We start from the raw sequence: 16774 nt of genomic DNA on the forward strand, positions 1-16774 counted from the left end.
AAACGTGAACATCAGCCATTGGATAATGGCAAAACCATATATTCGGCACTATCGCCATAGTTGGATAATGCCTCGGCAAGTGGTTGGCGAACAAAGCCAAACCGTTGCCAGTAACTTGCGGCGCCGTTAACGGCCACCAGTGACAAGCTGCCAAGTTGCTGCTTGAGCGCCAAGTCGCGCAGATGGTACAGGGCTTCGGCGGCGAGGCCAAGCCCTTGGGCATGCTTTGCCACCGCCACATCGTGGACATACAAGGTATTTGCGCTGGCTGGCAGGGTGATCAGTTGGTTCAATTTGGGTGGTTGCCCGAGTTGCCACGGGTGGGCAAAACAGTAACCCTGCATTGGTGCAGTGCTGTGCATGATAAAACAACAGTCACTGGCAAGTTGCTGTTTACGTTGCAACACGGCTTGTGATTCATTGATTACATCGGCATAACACTGTTGCTGAATATCGAGAATCGCTGACCAATCTGATGGGGTAATAGCACGGATCATAAGGTTATCGGTAGCAAGCTTTACGGCAATCATAGCAGCTAGCGGCTGCACGCTATAGTGTTAAACAGCTGCTAGCTGATAGGCGGTGCCAAACCCAACAAAAATGCCGACATGAAGTCGGCATTTTAATGTCAGTAGCAACGGTTATTTGAGTTTCTTCGGCTTGTTGCTGGCGCCAACTTTTACTTTGACGCGGCGGCCGCTCATGCGTTTCTCTGCCACAACCTGCTGCTGTGCTTCACTCTCGCCTGGGCGGTTTTTACCAAAGCGGCGACGACGTTGTAGCTGTTTGAGTAACGATTCGCGCAGCTCCATTTCATAGCCGGGCATGACGATACGTTTCAAACGCTGACCGATCAGCTGCTCAATGTCGCTCAAAATGCGCTCTTCTTCACGGCTGACGAAGGAGATAGCGGTACCACTCTTACCAGCGCGGCCTGTACGGCCAATGCGGTGCACATAGTCTTCAGCCAAAAATGGCATATCGTAGTTCACCACGTAGTCGAGGTCTTTAATATCTAAACCACGGGCGGCGACTTCGGTTGAGACCAGTACGCGAATTTTGCCCGACATAAAGTCGGCCAAGGCGCGACGGCGGCTACCGTGGGTTTTCTCGCTGTGTACCGCAACCGTTGGAATACCATCGGTTGATAGCTCTTTGGCAAGGTGGTCAGCGTCTTCACGGGTGGCTGAAAACACAAGCACTTGGTGCCAGTTTTTACGGCCGATCAGTTCAGACAGCAACTCGCTTTTACGGCGTTGTTCAACCGGATAAACCACTTGGCTAACTGTCACCGCCGTGGTGTTGTGTGCATCCGCGGTGATGACTTTTGGCTTTTTCAAAATCTGCTGCGCGAGTTGACGCACGCCGCCACTGAAGGTGGCAGAGAACATCAAGGTTTGGCAGTTGGCATTCGCTAAATGGCGCACTTTGTTAATTTCGTTGATAAAGCCCATATCTAACATACGGTCGGCTTCATCAAGTACCAGAAATTCAATTTGCGCTAGGCTGATATTGCCTTGGGCAATGTGCTCGGCCAAACGGCCAGGGGTGGCAACGACGATGTCGGCACCACGGCGCAGCTTGCTGGCTTGGCTGGTAGTTTTCACACCGCCAATCAGGCTGATGCTCTCGATATCTAAATGCTTGGCGTAGTCCTTGGCGTTGGCGGCCACTTGGGCGACCAGCTCGCGCGTTGGCGCGAGGATCAAGGCGCGTGGTTGACCACTGACGCGGACTTTAGGCTCATCAAGCATACGTTGCAGCAGTGGCAACACAAAGGCGGCGGTTTTACCTGTGCCAGTTTGCGCGCTAGCCAATACGTCTTGGCCGCGTCTCACTGGCGGGATAGCCTGCTGTTGAATCGGCGTCATGCTCTCATAGCCACATTCGGTGAGTGCTCGGAGGATCTCCGGGGCAAAACTATAAGATTCGAATTTCATGCGGGTTTCCTCAATCAGTACCGTAATGCTTGCAGTGTTGCCTCGCGGCAAGTAGGACAACAAGCGGGCGCGGAGTATAGCAAATAATCGACCAAGCAAGAAAGCTTATTGGCCTTAGCTCAGGTTATTGATAGCTAATAACCATAAAAAAACCGCTCCAAGGAGCGGTTTTAGTATTCAGAGGCTTAGAACCATTTACTAAACATCTGCTTGAAGTAATCCATCAGCTTGCTGAACCAACTGCCTTCATTCACTTCATTCAAAGTGACCAATGGGAACTGGGCAATATCTTTACCATCAAGTTGGAAGTAGACGCGGCCAACTGTTTTGCCTTTAGGCAGTGGCGCTACCAGCTCTTGGTCCAGCTCAAAGTTGGCTTTGAGGTTCTTGGCTTGACCACGATAAATGGTGACTGGAGTGTCAGTTAACACGCCCAGTTTCACTGTGTCGGTGTCGCCGTACCAAATGTTTTGGCTAACAAATTCATCACCGGCTTTGTATGGCGTCACGGTTTCAAAGAAACGGAAACCGTAAGTCAGCAGTTTTTTGCTTTCGGCTTTACGGGCGGCTTCACTCTTAGTTCCCATCACCACAGAGATCAAACGCATACCGTCGTTGGTGGCTGAGGCAACAAGGTTATAACCTGCGCCTGAGGTGTGACCGGTTTTGATGCCGTCCACTTCCATGCTGTTGTCCCACAGCAGGCCGTTACGGTTGTATTGGGTGATACCGTTGTAGGTGAACGACTTTTCTTTGTACACCTTATATTCGTTTGGTACGTCGCGGATCAGTGCCGCACCCAGCAGCGCCATATCATAAGCGGTACTGTGGTGGCCTTCAGCATCAAGACCGTGGGCGTTTTCGAAGTGTGAATCTTTCATGCCCAGTTGTTTGGCCCATGAGTTCATCAGATCAACAAACGCGCCTTCAGTACCAGAGATATGTTCAGCCATCGCTACGCAAGCATCGTTACCCGATTGGATGATGATACCGCGGTTCAAATCCGACACTTTGACGGTTTTGCCGACTTCAATAAACATCTTGGAAGAGTCAGGGAAGTTCTTCGACCAAGCATTTTTGGTGATGGTGACTTCATCATCAGGCGAAATATTGCCGCGCTTAATCTCTTGACCAATCACGTAGCTGGTCATCATTTTGGTTAAGCTGGCTGGGTTCAGTTGCTCATAAGCATTGCTTTGTGCAATGACGCGGCCTGAGTTGTAGTCCATCAACACATAGGCTTTGGCTGCCACTTCTGGCGCATCAGGAATCACCATCGGCGCTTGTTGAGGAGTAACAGCAGCATTAGGAACAGGGACTGGCTCAGCTTGAACACCTGAGACAAATACACCAGCTACGACAGCTAGTGTAGCGATTGGACGTTTTACAAAATTCATCATTGGCAGATTGCGTCGCTTGGTAAGTTAAAGTTGGCTAGCGCGAGTATACCATTAGTGGACAACATAGATCAGTGAAGGTTCCTTCATCTTAATGAAACCGCTCAATATTTGCTCATTTGGTGACGCCGTCACGCACCATAAAGCTTTGATTGAAACCTTGTTGACGAATGTTATCTAACATTTTGCTAGCAATATCTTCATTATTGATCGGGCCTAGCTGCAGGCGATACACGTCATCGCGCTGTATGATACGGCTCTTCAAGCTGAATTTTTGCTCCAGCGGTGCCGCCAATTGCTGCGCTTTTTGCTTGGAACTGGAAGCAAATACCTGAATATAGAAATTCACTTTCACGGTTTTGCTGTTGGATACGGCGCGGCTTTCTGGTGAATCGGTCATGATCACCTCAACCTTAACTTCGGTGGTCCCCGTATCTAACATGCCAAGCTTGTAGGCGGCCGCATAGGACACATCTAAAATGCGTGATGAGTGGAACGGTCCACGGTCATTCACTCGGACAATTGCACTTTTATTGTTTTTCAGGTTAGTGACGCGCACATAACTTGGTAGCGGCAAACTCTTATGCGCGGCAGACATGGCGTACATGTCGTAGGTTTCGCCGTTAGAGGTCAAATGGCCGTGAAATTTCATGCCATACCATGAGGCCATGCCCACTTCGCTATAACCAGCGGCATCTGGCATCACTTGGTATGATTTACCCCAAACCTCGTAATCTTTATTACCTTGCTTGCTATAAGGTTCATAGCGCGGCTCAGCATCTTGCACGTTTGACAGATCTGGCGCATCGTCCGGCGCTTTATCTTTGTCCATTTTGTAGCGACCGCTTTGGGTATTAGTGCTCCCCGTGTCGCTAGTGTTCTGGTTGGCACATCCCGCGAGCAGCAGCGCGAGCAACATACAACAAAGACTATTGCGCAGCATGGGCTTTCCTCAACTGTTCACTGAATTGATATACCGCCATGGCGTACAGCGGGCTACGGTTGTAACGGGTAATGACATAAAAATTCTTCAAACCTAACCAGTATTGTTGCTGCTCCGGTTGTTCTAAGGCGATCAACATGGCCGGTTGCGATACATCAAGGTCAACACTGTGCGCCAGCGCCACATCGGGAGACAGAATATCGTTCACCGTTTGCTCGAGTGGTTTACCACTCCAGATGGCGGCGCGAGGGGTATTGTTGGCGGTTAGCGGCAGGGCGACTAAGCCGCCACGTTGCCAACCGTGACGATGAAAATAGTTGGCGACACTGCCGATAGCATCGTCTGGGCTGTTGAGCAGATCGCGGCGGCCATCGCCATCAAAGTCGACGGCGTAGGCCAAATAGCTCGACGGAATAAACTGACCAAAGCCCATCGCGCCAGCGTAGGAGCCGAGAGTGTTGTTCACATCTAAGCGTTCGTGCTGGGCGAGTTCCATAAACTTGCCGAACTCGCGGCGGAAAAAATCAGCGCGTGGCGGATAGTAAAAACCGAGGGTATACAGCGCATCTTTGACCGGATAGTTGCCCATTACTTGACCGTATTTGGTTTCAATACCGATGATCGCCACAATAATCTGTGGGTCGACTTGGTATTGCTCTGCGGCGCGGGCGATGCTGGCTTCATGCTGGTGCCAGAATTTTAGCCCAGCTTGCAGGCGGTCATCGGTGAGAAAAATCGGGTAGTACTTGTACCACGGTTTGGCTTCCCATGGTTTGGTGATGGCTTCAATCACTTTCGGCTCATATTTGGCTGAGGCGAGAAATTGCTGCACCTGTTCACGGGTAAAACCTTGTTGGCTTTGGCTGTCGATAAATTGTTGCTCAAGCTGCTCTGGAGAGGGCGCGGCGAACACAGCTGGGCTTAACAAACTAGCCATCAGCAACGGCGCGAGCAGCCGCTTAGTCATCGGCATATACAGTGATCCTATCTGTCGATAAAGCGTCTATGGGTGTGAATACTCATTAGGATGCCAAAACCGGCCATCAAAGTCAGCATCGACGTTCCGCCATAACTGATCAGTGGTAGCGGTACGCCCACCACTGGCAAAATGCCGGATACCATGCCGATATTCACAAATACGTACACAAAAAAGGTAAGGGTGATTGAGCCTGCCAATAAGCGGGCAAAGCTGGTTTGTGCGCGCGATGCGATGACCAAACCGCGACCAATCACATAGATATACAGCGCTAATAGAAACAAGCTGCCAATCAAACCGAACTCTTCACCAATCACGGCAAAGATAAAGTCGGTGTGACGCTCAGGCAAAAATTCTAATTGAGACTGGGTGCCGTCTAGCCAGCCCTTGCCCCACAAACCGCCAGAGCCAATGGCAATTTTGGATTGAATAATGTGGTAACCGGTGCCGAGCGGATCGGCTTCAGGATTGAGCAGCGTCAGTACCCGATTGCGTTGGTAGTCGTGCATTAAAAAGAACCACAAAATCGGCAAAAACGCCAATACCGACAACACTATGCCGCCCACAATCAGCCAGCTCATACCGGAAAGAAACAGCACAAATACGCCAGATGCGGCCACCAAAATAGAGGTGCCCAAATCAGGCTGTTTGGCAATCAGCAGGGTGGGGATCAGCAAAATGATCGCCGCGCCCGCAAGGTAGCGCTTCTTCGGTGGTAGCGGGAATTTACTGATATACCACGCCATGGTGATCGGAAAGGCGAGCTTCATCAGCTCCGACGGCTGAAACTCCATAAAACCTAAGTTAAGCCAGCGCTGTGCGCCTTTGTTAATCTCACCAAAAAATGTTACCGCCAGCAGCAAGGCAACCCCGGCCACATAGATAGGTAACGCCCAGCGGCGGTAAACTTCGGGGTTAATCTGCGCTAAAAAAAACATCAACGCCAGCGATAAGCCCATGCGGATCACTTGGCGATCGAGCATGCCCATATCTTCGCCACCGGCGGAATAGATAATAAATAGGCCATAGCCCATCAGCGCCATCAAACCCAGCAGCAGCGGTAGGTCGATGTGGAGTTTGTGCCAGAGGTTGGGCTTATTGTTCTGCATCTTTTAACTCCCACTGATCTCGCAGCATATACGAATCTAACAATTCGCGGGCAAGCGGCCCCGCGTTGGCGCCACCCCAACCGGCGTTTTCCAACACCATGGCGATAACAATTTTAGGCTGCTCAAACGGTGCGTAGGCCACAATCAAGGCGTTATCACGCAGCTTTTCATCAATGGTGTCGGCATCGTATTTCTCATCTTCCGCCACGCTAAATACCTGAGCGGTACCGGTTTTCATCGCGGCGGTATAGGGCGCATCTTTAAAGCGGGAGTGGATGGCGGTTTGTCGCATCGCTTCGGCAATCACATCCCAGTTGTGCTGATTGTTCAAGATCAATGGCGGTTGCTGATCGATAGGCGTATCAATTTTAGAGGTGGCATCTTTAATCGATTTCAGCAGATGTGGCGTGAAATGCTGGCCCTTATTCGCCAACATGGTCACTGCGGAGGCCAATTGCAGCGGCGTAGTGGTCCAATAGCCTTGGCCGATACCGATAGAGATGGTGTCACCAATGTACCAAGGTTGGTTGTATTTGAGCTTTTTCCAATCGCGCGATGGCATGTTACCGGCTGATTCTTCAAAAATGTCGATGCCAGTGTTCTGCCCAAAACCAAATTGGCCCATAAAGGCGCTGATGCGGTCGATGCCCGATTTATAGGCTAACTCATAAAAGTAGATGTCACAGGAGTTCACAATGGCACTGTACACATCTACCCAGCCGTGACCCCAACGTTTCCAGTCGCGATATTTACGGTCAACGCCGGGGATCTGCCAAAAGCCGGGGTCCCATACGCGGGTTTTCTCGGACACCACTTTATCGTCCAAGCCCATCAATGCCATGATCGGTTTGATGGTTGACGCTGGCGCATATTGCCCTTGAGTGGCGCGGTTGATCAGCGGGTGGTTTGGCGAATTCAATAACTCGCGGTAATCCTTACTGGTAATGCCATGCACAAATTGGTTCGGGTCATAGCTTGGACTGGATACCATCGCCAAAATGCCACCATCACGTGGGTCGATAGCCACAATGGCGCCGCGCCGACCTGCGAGCAATTCCATCGCTTTTTTCTGCAGTGCCAAATCTATCGTCAGGTAGATATCTTGCCCGGGTTCTGGCGCTTCTACTTTGAGGGTGCGAATGTGGCGCCCAAGGTTGTTGACCTCTTCCTCCATATGCCCCGGTTTGCCATGTAGCAGCTCTTCATAAAATTTTTCAATGCCTTGCTTACCAATATTGTTGGTGGCGGCATAGTTGGACCAAACACCCGCTTTTTCTAGCGATGCTCGGTCACGGTTATTAATACGTGCCACATATCCCAGCACATGGGTCAGTAACATCCCTTGCGGGTAAAAACGGTCCAGCCCCGCTTCAACAGACACGCCGTCAAACTTAAACTGGTTAACGCTGAACTCGGCAACTTGCTGTTCGGTCAGGCGGCTTTTTAGTGTCAACGGCTTAAAGCGACGATGGAATTTCAACGCTTCGAGAAAATCTTCGCGTTCGTCAGCGCTGAGGGGAATAATCTTATTCAGCTCATCGAGCATGGTTGGCATGTCTTTGACACGTTCTGGCACCACTTCCAACGAGTAGAACGGCTGATTTTCTGCCAGCATTTTACCGTCACGGTCATAGATTAAGCCGCGACTAGGCGCGATAGGGATCACGCGAATGCGGTTATCGTTGGAGCGGGTGGTGTAGTCGTTGTAGTCGGTAACTTGCAGGTGATACAGGTTGCCAATAAGGACGCCAATAAGCAGTAACACGCTAACAAAAGTGAACAATGCGCGACGTTTAAATAAAGACGCCTCGGCCGCATGGTTGTGCATGGTGATCCGCTTTTTTGGAAGCACTACGTCTCTCCGTCCTTTATCGCTTGTCGGCTACAACTATTCCCTATGGTAGGGATGATTATTATTGATGCTCCACGCGCGGTAGAGACTTTCTGCCACCACTACCCGTACTAGCGGATGGGGCAAAGTTAATGCTGACAAACACCAACTTTGTGTCGCGGCTTGTTTGCACGCGGGCGCTAACCCTTCTGGACCGCCGATCAGTAAACTCACATCGCGGCCGTCGAGTTGCCATTTGCTCAGGTTGTCGGCCAACTCGGGCGTGGTCCAGTTTTTTCCGGGTAAGTCTAACGATACGATATGGTTACCTTTGGGCACCGCCGCTAACATCGCTTCACCTTCTTTGTGCAGAATTCTGGCGATGTCGGCGTTTTTACCACGTTTTCCCGCTGGGATTTCCACCAGTTCAAACGGCATATCACGCGGAAAACGGCGTTGATATTCCTCAAAACCTCGGGTGACCCAATCGGGCATTTTGGTGCCAACGGCAATCAGTTGTAGTTTCATAACGTTTAGACTTCAGACCACAGTTTTTCGAGCTGGAATTGCTCGCGCACGGCGTCTTGCATGACGTGTAACACCACATCACCTAAGTCAACCAACACCCACTCGTTGCTATCGCGGCCTTCAACGCCCAGCGGTTCAACGCCAGCGGCTTTGGCGGCACGTACTACGTTATCGGCAATAGCGCGCAAATGGGTATTCGAGGTACCGGTACAGATCACCATGTAATCGGTGATATTCGATTTTTCACGAACATCCAGTACCACTACATCTTTCGCTTTAATGTCTTCAACTTTGTCTATTACAAAGGCTTTTAGTTCCGTGCTCTGCACGCGCGGTTTCCTCATTCAATTCATTGGGCGCGCTAGTATAGCGGCAAATAAGGTTTGTATCAGCTCTGATAAAGCTGTTCGGCAACAATGTAATCAAGCACTGCGGCGGGGACGGCGGTTAAGCAGCGTTGCAGTTGACCTTGCTCTAGCCACTGACGCAGTTGCGTTGAGGCAAAGGGCTGCAGTTCAATCTCCATCTGGATGATATCGCCAGCCCGCAGATTTGTGTGCTGCGTCAGATGGTTACTGGCACTCAGTTGTCGTTGTTGATACTGCGGCCATACCGGATTATCTGGCGTCAGTTGCCAGCCACTGCGACCGCACACCACTATATGACACAGTGAAAACAGTTGCTGCCACTGATGCCATGTTGCCAATTGCACTAGCGAATCGGTGCCCATAATAAAATAGAAGGTGTGCTGTGGTTGGGCGTGGATCAACTGTTCCAAGGTGATAACGCTATAAGACGGTGCATCGCGGGTTAGTTCGATATCGCAAATCGAAAACGCCGGAAACTCCTGTTGCGCCAGTGCTAACATCGCTAGCCGCTGTGTGCTAGTGGCGCTGGTGGCGGCTTTGTGCGGTGGAATGCGATTCGGCATCAGCCACAGTTCGTCTAACTGCAGTTGTTGGCGTACCGCTTCAGCAGGACGTAAATGGCCATAATGCACCGGATCAAAGGTGCCGCCTAAAATGCCAATTCTCATTAATGCTGTCCAAATGCTCGCAAACGAGCATGAGTTTTAGGATCAAACAGCAGACACAAATGGCTTAGGCCGGTCCAATCTTCAATCCCTTGTTGTTTCAGTTTGAGTTCTAAATCGGAACACAGCGATAACATCCACTCAATCGCTGCCAATGGCAGTCGTGCCAGTGCGTGTTGATACAGCGGCTGGCGCTTATCCCAAATACGCAGTTTGTTATACAGCGGCGCTAATGGTTGACGCTGGCTAGCGGCTAATTGCAGTTGCCATAAGGTGGTCAACTCTTTCTGCACCGCCCAGTGGATAATCGGCATGGCGGTATCTTCGGCTTTGAGCTGTTGCAACATGTGCTGCGCTTTATCTTGCTGATTTTCCAGCAAGGCATCGGCTAATTGGAACACGTTAAAGCGTGATTGATCTTCAAAATATTGCGCCAGTTCATCGGCGCTAATTGGCCGACTCGCTGCCAGTAATTGCAGCAGTTGCAACGCTTGATCTGCCGCGAGCAAGTTGCCCTCATAGAGGTTGGCGAGCAGGGCGCGCGCATCGGCTTGCAGGTTGAGCCGATAAAACTGCGTGCGGCCATCCAACCAGCGCTGAAATTGCGCGCCTTCTGGCGTGGTGCAGGGCACAAAAATCCCTTGCTGATCGAGGCTTTTAAACCACTTGCTGGATTGTTGTTCCCGCGCCAACTTAGGGCCGGTGATAATCAATAGAATATCGGGATTGGGCTGCGCCAATAGCTGTTGCAACATGGCACTGCCATCGGTGCCGGGTTTGGCATTAGGCAGGTTTAATTCAATGATGCGGCGGCTGGCGAACAGGCTCATGGCGTGCCATTCGTTGGCGAGATCTTGCCAGCTAAAGCTGTTGTCTTGTTCCAGTTGTACGCGTTCTTCAAAGCCTTGGGCTTTGGCCGCTTCGATAAGCTGCCCTTTGGCGGCGGTTAATAACCATGGGTCATCGCCAAAGAGCAGATAGCAAGGTTTGAGTCTATTGAGTTGCCGAGGCAACTGATCCGGATACACCCGCATCAGTTAACCTCGATAGAAGCCAATGTTTGAATCACATAGTCGGCCGCTTGGGCGCGCATCTCTTTGACTAACAGATTCATCTCGCGACTTTTTGCCAGCGCGGTGCGCGGGTCATCTTGGTAGTCACGGCGGATCTCGGCAGTAAATTTTTGCGCTTCTTTATTTGGCAACGCCACGCTGAAATCTACGTGGTAGATCAGCTCATATTCCGCCACGTTACCGGTGGCGTACAGTGACAAGGTGGAACGCTCCAGCGAGTCTTTGATCAACGTTAGCCGTGGCAGATCTTTGCTAACAGGTTGCACGCTGATGTTATGCAGGCGTAGCCGCTCGCTGACTAAGCGACTCAGTTCACTATATTCATCCTGAGTTTGCAGGCTCAATACCCGCAACTGTTTGGGAATGGAATAACTGCCCTGTAAATGAAAACCGCAGCCAGCACTGGTCATGATGACCAGTGCCAGTAAGCAGGTTGTCAGAGGCTTCAAACGCATCATAGTTTTCAGCATGAAATCCCTTATCAGTTAGCGACGATGTTCAGCAGTTTGCCTGGGACAAAAATCACTTTACGGATGGTGACACCCTCAAGGTGTTTCTGTACCGGTTCTTCAGCCATAGCCAACGCTTCTACTTGCTCTTTGGTCGCATCAGCGGCAACGGTGATTTTAGCACGCAGTTTGCCGTTCACTTGCACCACGATTAGCTTGCTGTCTTCCACCAAGGCGCTTTCGTCGACTTCTGGCCAAGCCGCAGTTTCTATCGCTGCAGTGTTGCCCAGCTCAGTCCACAGCGTGGCGCTCAAGTGTGGCGTGATTGGGTACAGCAAACGTACTACCGCGTTCAATGCTTCAGCCAACAGTGCTTTATCTTGCTCGCTATCTTGTGGTGCTTTTTGCAGATGGTTCATCAGTTCCATTACCGCAGCAACGGCAGTGTTGAACATCTGACGGCGACCGATATCGTCAGTCACTTTAGCGATGGTTTTGTGCAGTTCGCGGCGCAGCGCTTTTTGATCTGCATTCAGGGCCTTCACATCCTGCGCTGGTGCAGTACCGGCAGCCGTCAGTTCAAAGGCCAGTTTCCACAGACGTTTGATAAAGCGGTGCGCGCCTTCTACGCCTGATTCTTGCCATTCCAGCGTCATTTCTGGTGGGGCCGCAAACATCATGAACAGACGTACGGTGTCGGCGCCGTATTTTTCCACCATCAGTTGTGGGTCGATACCGTTGTTTTTCGATTTCGACATTTTGCTCATGCCGGTATACACCAGTTCATGGCCTTGGCTGTCTACCGCTTTCACGATACGGCCTTTGTCGTCACGTTCTTCAACGTTAACATCCAGTGGTGATACCCACACGCGCGCGCCTTTGTCGTCGGTGTAGTAGAAGGCGTCTGCCAGTACCATACCTTGGGTCAACAGGCGTTTTGCTGGTTCATTTGAGTTAACCAAGCCTGCATCACGCAGCAGCTTGTGGAAGAAACGGAAGTACAGCAGGTGCATACACGCGTGCTCGATACCGCCGATATATTGATCCACAGGCAGCCAGTAGTTGGCTTTGCTTGGGTCCAGCATTTGGTCTGCTTTTGGTGAGCAGTAACGGGCGTAGTACCAGCTTGATTCCATAAAGGTATCGAAGGTATCCGTTTCGCGCAGCGCCAGTTGACCGTTGACTGTGGTTTTCGCCCACTCTTTGTCGGCTTTGATCGGGCTTTGCACGCCGTCCATCACCACATCTTCTGGCAGGATCACTGGCAGTTGATCTTCTGGTGTTGGCATCACAGTGCCGTCTTCCAAGGTCACCATTGGAATTGGGGCGCCCCAGTAACGTTGGCGGCTCACGCCCCAGTCACGCAGACGGTAGTTTACTTGGCGTTTGCCTTTGCCTGCGGCTTCCAGTTTGTTGGCGATGCCATCAAACGCTTCGGCGAACGCTAAGCCAGAGAATTCTGCTGAATCAAACAGCACGCCTTTTTCGGTGTAAGCTGCGGTTGATACGTCAGCGTCACCATCAACAGGCTTGATCACGGCTTTGATGTTTAACCCGTATTTTACGGCAAATTCGTAGTCACGTTGGTCGTGTGCAGGAACTGACATGACGGCGCCAGTACCGTAGTTCATCAATACAAAGTTAGCTGCCCATACTGGCACTTTGTCGCCTGTCAGCGGATGGATAGCGTACAGGCCTGTGGCCACGCCTTTTTTCTCCATGGTCGCCAATTCAGCTTCTGAGGCGGTGCTTTGTTTACATTCTTCAACAAAGGCTGCCAGCTCGGCATTGTTAGCTGCCGCTTTGATTGCCAGTGGATGCGCCGCAGCGATTGCCACGTAAGTCACGCCGTAAACGGTATCTGGACGGGTAGTGTAGATATCGAATGTTTCATCGCTACCATCAACCGCGAAGGTCATTTCTACACCTTCTGAACGGCCAATCCAGTTGCGTTGCATGGTTTTTACCTGTTCAGGCCAACCTTCCAACGTGTCGATATCGTTCAGCAGTTCTTCGGCGTAGTCAGTGATTTTAACAAACCACTGTGGAATTTCTTTTTGCTCTACTTTGGTGTCACAGCGCCAGCAGCAACCATCTTGTACCTGCTCGTTAGCCAGTACGGTTTGGTCGTTTGGACACCAGTTCACTGAAGAGGTCTTTTTGTAGACCAAGCCTTTCTCATACAACTTAGTGAAAAACCATTGTTCCCAACGGTAGTATTCCGGGGTACAGGTGGCGATTTCACGGCTCCAGTCGTAGCCAAAACCCAGCATTTTCAGCTGGTTTTTCATGTAATCGATATTTTCGTAAGTCCAAGGCGCTGGGGCAGACGCATTCTTGATGGCCGCGTTTTCTGCTGGCAGACCAAAAGCATCCCAACCTACAGGTTGCAGCACATTTTTACCCTGTAAACGCTGGAAACGAGCGACAACATCACCTATCGTGTAGTTGCGGACGTGCCCCATATGGAGGCGACCAGATGGGTAGGGAAACATTGAAAGACAGTAGAATTTTTCTTTATTTGGATCTTCTTTTGCTTCAAAGGTTTTGTGCTCAGCCCAGTGTTGCTGTACGCGGGCTTCAATTTCTGAAGGATTGTATTGTTCTTGCATCAAGATTCTCGGCATTGCCGCCCATTAAGTGATTTTGGCGCTTTGGGGCGCTTTAAATCCGCATAGGATAAACCAGAAGTGAGTCTTTAACAAAGACCGGAGTTAAGGAGTCGTGGTCATGAACGAGAAAAGTGAAAAATTACTGGGATTGTATCAAGCGCTGTTGGACCAAGTCGCAGAGCAATATCGTCAAGACAGCTCGCTCAGCATTAATGGTTTGTACCAAGCGATCACGCAAAGCCGTGAATATCTGGTACTTAAGACTGAGGCTACCGAAGAACAGTTAACCTTGGTGGAAGCCTTTTTAAAGCGTGATATCGCCTCGTTTATCAAACAAAAGATGGACAGCGATTTGAGCTACAGCCCGAGTGTGATTGAGTTTGAAAACTCGCTCTGGCACTGGCTGGGGGAAATCAGTGACCGTAGCCAAGTGGAATGGCATGAGTTATCACGGCAGTTTGAGCAACAAGGGCTTTACCACGCGGGGGATGTGGTCAGCCAAGGCACCTTAAGTTGTACTAAATGTGGCAATACCATGAATATCGAATTTACCGATATCATTCCGGAATGTCCGCATTGTGATAACCGTGAGTTTACTCGTGAGGCGTTGCAGCCTTAGGAATTAGTCCACAAACAAAACAAAACGCAGCTTCGGCTGCGTTTTTTAATGGGAAATGACGGCGAAAACATCACCAAGCACTGCTTATTTCATGTGTTTATTCACATCGGCGAGCGCGTTATTGATCTCTTCACGGCGCCCAGCATCGGCGGTTTCGCGGCCAGCACGCGGGGCGGCGGCTAAGGCTTTTTCATAGTAAGGTTTTGCCTGCTGGTATTGACCATCATCACGTAAAAACTCACCGTAGAAGTAATTGCTATCAATCCCGTCAGGGTTGATGGTTAACGCCTTTTTCAATAACTCCGCTGCTTTATCGTCATCACCAAAACCGATCGGCCAACCGGGCACTTTAAAGTACAGCACGCCGAGGCTGGTATAGGCCGAACCTTGCAGCGCGGTGTCGTCAATCTTGAGCGCCTTTTCAAAATCTTTTTTAGCGATTTTGGCGTACTTCATGGCACTTAAACCTCCAGTGACACCGGCAAAGGTCGAGTTAATGATGCCGTGCCAAATTAAGATTTCGGCGTCATCGGGATAGGCCGCTAGCGTGGTGTCTGCGGTTTCCAACAGTTTTTCAAAGGCTTTTTCCTGTACGCCACCTTTGAGTTGGTAGTTGTTGGTGGCCCATTGTTGCTGCAATTGTTGTAACGGGGTGGCGGTGTCTTCAGCAAAGCTGTTGGCCGAACCGACCAACAACGCGGTCGCGAGCAATGCATTAAGAAGCTTCATGGTGTTCTCCTGTGGCAGCCGAGCTGCTGGGCTGTTGCTGACAAAAACGTTTAATAATCGGCAATTGTTTGAGGCTGGCACCATCGACAAGGCCGGGGAAGAGGGCGTTGATACGCACAAACAACTTTTCTGGCCAGCCTAAATAAGCGGCACCTTTGGGCGCGCTTTGTAAGCGTTGGCACAGTTGTTGTGCTACCCACATGGGTGAGTCGCTCTTATTGCCTAACTGCTGGTTAAGCTGTTGCATCGCTGGGCTGTTGATTTCGGTATCGGTGGCTCGCGGCGCAAAATACAACACGTTGACGTGGCTATCTGCCAGTTCGCGCCGCAGCGATTCAGTAAAACCACGTAGGCCAAACTTACTGGCGCAATAAAGCGCCGACCCCGGATAACCGATACTGCCGAGAATCGAGCCAACATTGACGATGGTGGCGCTCGGCTGAGTTTGTAACCGTGGCAGTAGCGCTTGGCAGACGCTGATGGGCGTAAGTAAGTTGGTGTCCAACATCTGCCGTATATCGGCGTTGCTGCTTTGCACAAAGGTTTGCAGTTGATTGACACCGAGGCAGTTGATCACCCCGTTGGCGTTGAAGCGGTCGGCCGCTTGCTGCAATTCGCCCAAGCTACAGGCTTGGGTGAGGTCGCCAACAAACAGTTGATGTTGGCCCACCAATTTGGCTTTCAAGTGCGCCAGCTTTATTTGGTTGCGGCCACACAACAGCAATGTGGCGCCGCGCTGTGCTAACTCTTTGGCAATGGCGGCACCAATACCACCACTGGCACCGGTAATCACCCAACGTTGTTCAGAAAAGTTCATAGCACTCCTTACACCGCGTGCGCTACTGGCGCTGCGGACAGTTGGATTAACTGCGCCTGCTCACCGCTTAACTCACGGAAAATATTGCCGTATAAGCGGTAGAAGTTGTTAGCGGCATGAATGATCAACTGCTGTTCATCGCTATCGGTAATCTTGTTCATCAACCCCTCGAAAAACTTGATATGTTGCTGATCGAGTTCGCCGTGCGAGTTGAGGTAACTAAAGGCTTTATTAGGCAAATCCAGCGCGGATTGAATACGACCAGCGGCCAGCGTGGCTATATTGATGCTAGTACCTTCAAGCACGTTGACCATGCCGAAGAAGCCGAGTGGGCTGATGCGATTCACCATGTCGTAAGCATAGGCGACCATTAGCTCCGTGCTGAAGTTTGGCGTGCTGCGGCGGGCTTTTTCTTTATCAAAACCGCAGGCGGCAATATCGTTGAGGATCCACTCTTGATGGCCTTGCTCCTCTTCAATGTATTCCGCCACGGCGGCGCGCAGCCACTCTTTGCTTTCTGGCAAACGGGCGCCGGTTGCCATCAGCAGCGGCGAGGTGTGTTTGACGTGATGATAGGCCTGCTGCAAAAAGGCTACATATTCATCAAGGGTGATTTCACTGGTCAAACAGCGTTGGATAATCGGCGCGCTTAACAGGTAATTGCGGGCGTCCACGGTAGCTTGTTGCAGTTGTTGATAAAAAGTCATAACAAACCTCG

The 16774-nt window shown here is 50.8% G+C and carries 17 protein-coding genes; 1 reads left to right on the forward strand and 16 read right to left on the reverse strand.

Annotated features, from left to right (window positions below):
* Positions 1–11: 11 nt before the first annotated feature.
* From L9G74_RS01155 to leuS, 13 genes are all read right to left on the reverse strand, one after another.
* The gene (locus L9G74_RS01155; protein WP_238894433.1) at positions 12–497 is read right to left on the reverse strand and encodes a GNAT family N-acetyltransferase; all 486 of its coding nucleotides are present in this window, start codon (positions 495–497) and stop codon (positions 12–14) included.
* A 144-nt stretch (positions 498–641) separates the two neighbouring features.
* A complete protein-coding gene (locus L9G74_RS01160; protein WP_238894435.1) occupies positions 642–1940 on the reverse strand; it encodes a DEAD/DEAH box helicase in 1299 nt (432 codons plus the stop codon).
* A gap of 185 nt (positions 1941–2125) precedes the next feature.
* Positions 2126–3337, reverse strand: a complete 1212-nt coding sequence (locus L9G74_RS01165) for a serine hydrolase (protein WP_438944537.1) — start codon at positions 3335–3337, stop codon at positions 2126–2128.
* Between the two features lie 115 nt (positions 3338–3452).
* Positions 3453–4280 carry a septal ring lytic transglycosylase RlpA family protein gene (locus L9G74_RS01170; protein WP_238894439.1) on the reverse strand — a complete coding sequence of 276 codons (828 nt, stop codon included), beginning with the start codon at positions 4278–4280 and terminating at the stop codon, positions 3453–3455.
* A complete protein-coding gene (gene mltB / locus L9G74_RS01175; RefSeq protein WP_238894441.1) occupies positions 4267–5253 on the reverse strand; it encodes a lytic murein transglycosylase B in 987 nt (328 codons plus the stop codon). The genes L9G74_RS01170 and mltB overlap by 14 nt, the downstream gene beginning before the upstream one ends.
* Positions 5254–5264: 11 nt before the next feature.
* On the reverse strand, positions 5265–6365 hold the full coding sequence (rodA, locus tag L9G74_RS01180; protein WP_238894443.1) for a rod shape-determining protein RodA: 1101 nt from the start codon (positions 6363–6365) through the stop codon (positions 5265–5267).
* A complete protein-coding gene (gene mrdA, locus L9G74_RS01185; protein WP_238894445.1) occupies positions 6352–8217 on the reverse strand; it encodes a penicillin-binding protein 2 in 1866 nt (621 codons plus the stop codon). Before mrdA ends, rodA begins: the two co-directional genes overlap by 14 nt.
* Positions 8218–8253: 36 nt before the next feature.
* Entirely contained in the window at positions 8254–8724 is a 471-nt protein-coding gene (gene rlmH, locus L9G74_RS01190; protein ID WP_238894446.1) for a 23S rRNA (pseudouridine(1915)-N(3))-methyltransferase RlmH, read from the reverse strand.
* 5 nt (positions 8725–8729) lie between these two features.
* Entirely contained in the window at positions 8730–9053 is a 324-nt protein-coding gene (gene rsfS, locus L9G74_RS01195) for a ribosome silencing factor (protein WP_238894448.1), read from the reverse strand.
* Positions 9054–9112: 59 nt separating this feature from the next.
* Positions 9113–9760: a nicotinate-nucleotide adenylyltransferase gene (gene nadD / locus L9G74_RS01200; RefSeq protein ID WP_238894449.1), complete on the reverse strand. Its 648-nt coding sequence runs from the start codon at positions 9758–9760 to the stop codon at positions 9113–9115.
* Complete coding sequence (holA, locus tag L9G74_RS01205; protein ID WP_238894450.1) at positions 9760–10791, reverse strand: DNA polymerase III subunit delta; 1032 nt, start codon at positions 10789–10791, stop codon at positions 9760–9762. Before holA ends, nadD begins: the two co-directional genes overlap by 1 nt.
* A complete protein-coding gene (locus L9G74_RS01210; protein ID WP_238894708.1) occupies positions 10791–11285 on the reverse strand; it encodes an LPS-assembly lipoprotein LptE in 495 nt (164 codons plus the stop codon). The genes holA and L9G74_RS01210 overlap by 1 nt, the downstream gene beginning before the upstream one ends.
* 26 nt (positions 11286–11311) lie before the next feature.
* Positions 11312–13891: a leucine--tRNA ligase gene (gene leuS, locus L9G74_RS01215; RefSeq protein WP_238894709.1), complete on the reverse strand. Its 2580-nt coding sequence runs from the start codon at positions 13889–13891 to the stop codon at positions 11312–11314.
* 118 nt (positions 13892–14009) lie between these two features.
* Here leuS and L9G74_RS01220 point away from each other — a divergent pair, with 118 nt between their 5' ends.
* Complete coding sequence (locus tag L9G74_RS01220; RefSeq protein WP_238894452.1) at positions 14010–14510, forward strand: zinc ribbon-containing protein; 501 nt, start codon at positions 14010–14012, stop codon at positions 14508–14510.
* A gap of 84 nt (positions 14511–14594) precedes the next feature.
* Here L9G74_RS01220 and L9G74_RS01225 read toward each other — a convergent pair whose 3' ends face one another.
* The 3 genes from L9G74_RS01225 to L9G74_RS01235 are packed head-to-tail and all read right to left on the reverse strand — an operon-like array spanning position 14595 to position 16763.
* Positions 14595–15239 (reverse strand): tetratricopeptide repeat protein, encoded by a 645-nt coding sequence (locus L9G74_RS01225; RefSeq protein ID WP_238894454.1) that lies wholly within the window; start codon positions 15237–15239, stop codon positions 14595–14597.
* The gene (locus L9G74_RS01230) at positions 15226–16056 is read right to left on the reverse strand and encodes an SDR family oxidoreductase (RefSeq protein WP_238894455.1); all 831 of its coding nucleotides are present in this window, start codon (positions 16054–16056) and stop codon (positions 15226–15228) included. Before L9G74_RS01230 ends, L9G74_RS01225 begins: the two co-directional genes overlap by 14 nt.
* 8 nt (positions 16057–16064) lie before the next feature.
* Entirely contained in the window at positions 16065–16763 is a 699-nt protein-coding gene (locus L9G74_RS01235; protein ID WP_238894457.1) for an iron-containing redox enzyme family protein, read from the reverse strand.
* Positions 16764–16774: the final 11 nt, after the last annotated feature.

The organism is Shewanella electrica (genome assembly GCF_022321485.1).
Taxonomy (GTDB): domain Bacteria; phylum Pseudomonadota; class Gammaproteobacteria; order Enterobacterales; family Shewanellaceae; genus Shewanella; species Shewanella electrica.

Bases quoted from the DNA above. Each gene is read 5' to 3' on its own strand.
- L9G74_RS01155 (WP_238894433.1), bottom strand. From the start codon at position 497: ATGATCCGTGCTATTACCCCATCAGATTGGTCAGCGATTCTCGATATT.
- L9G74_RS01160 (WP_238894435.1), bottom strand. From the start codon at position 1,940: ATGAAATTCGAATCTTATAGTTTTGCCCCGGAGATCCTCCGAGCACTC.
- L9G74_RS01165 (WP_438944537.1), bottom strand. From the start codon at position 3,337: ATGAATTTTGTAAAACGTCCAATCGCTACACTAGCTGTCGTAGCTGGT.
- L9G74_RS01170 (WP_238894439.1), bottom strand. From the start codon at position 4,280: ATGCTGCGCAATAGTCTTTGTTGTATGTTGCTCGCGCTGCTGCTCGCG.
- mltB (WP_238894441.1), bottom strand. From the start codon at position 5,253: ATGCCGATGACTAAGCGGCTGCTCGCGCCGTTGCTGATGGCTAGTTTG.
- rodA (WP_238894443.1), bottom strand. From the start codon at position 6,365: ATGCAGAACAATAAGCCCAACCTCTGGCACAAACTCCACATCGACCTA.
- rlmH (WP_238894446.1), bottom strand. From the start codon at position 8,724: ATGAAACTACAACTGATTGCCGTTGGCACCAAAATGCCCGATTGGGTC.
- nadD (WP_238894449.1), bottom strand. From the start codon at position 9,760: ATGAGAATTGGCATTTTAGGCGGCACCTTTGATCCGGTGCATTATGGC.
- holA (WP_238894450.1), bottom strand. From the start codon at position 10,791: ATGCGGGTGTATCCGGATCAGTTGCCTCGGCAACTCAATAGACTCAAA.
- L9G74_RS01210 (WP_238894708.1), bottom strand. From the start codon at position 11,285: ATGCGTTTGAAGCCTCTGACAACCTGCTTACTGGCACTGGTCATCATG.
- leuS (WP_238894709.1), bottom strand. From the start codon at position 13,891: ATGCAAGAACAATACAATCCTTCAGAAATTGAAGCCCGCGTACAGCAA.
- L9G74_RS01220 (WP_238894452.1), top strand. From the start codon at position 14,010: ATGAACGAGAAAAGTGAAAAATTACTGGGATTGTATCAAGCGCTGTTG.
- L9G74_RS01225 (WP_238894454.1), bottom strand. From the start codon at position 15,239: ATGAAGCTTCTTAATGCATTGCTCGCGACCGCGTTGTTGGTCGGTTCG.
- L9G74_RS01230 (WP_238894455.1), bottom strand. From the start codon at position 16,056: ATGAACTTTTCTGAACAACGTTGGGTGATTACCGGTGCCAGTGGTGGT.
- L9G74_RS01235 (WP_238894457.1), bottom strand. From the start codon at position 16,763: ATGACTTTTTATCAACAACTGCAACAAGCTACCGTGGACGCCCGCAAT.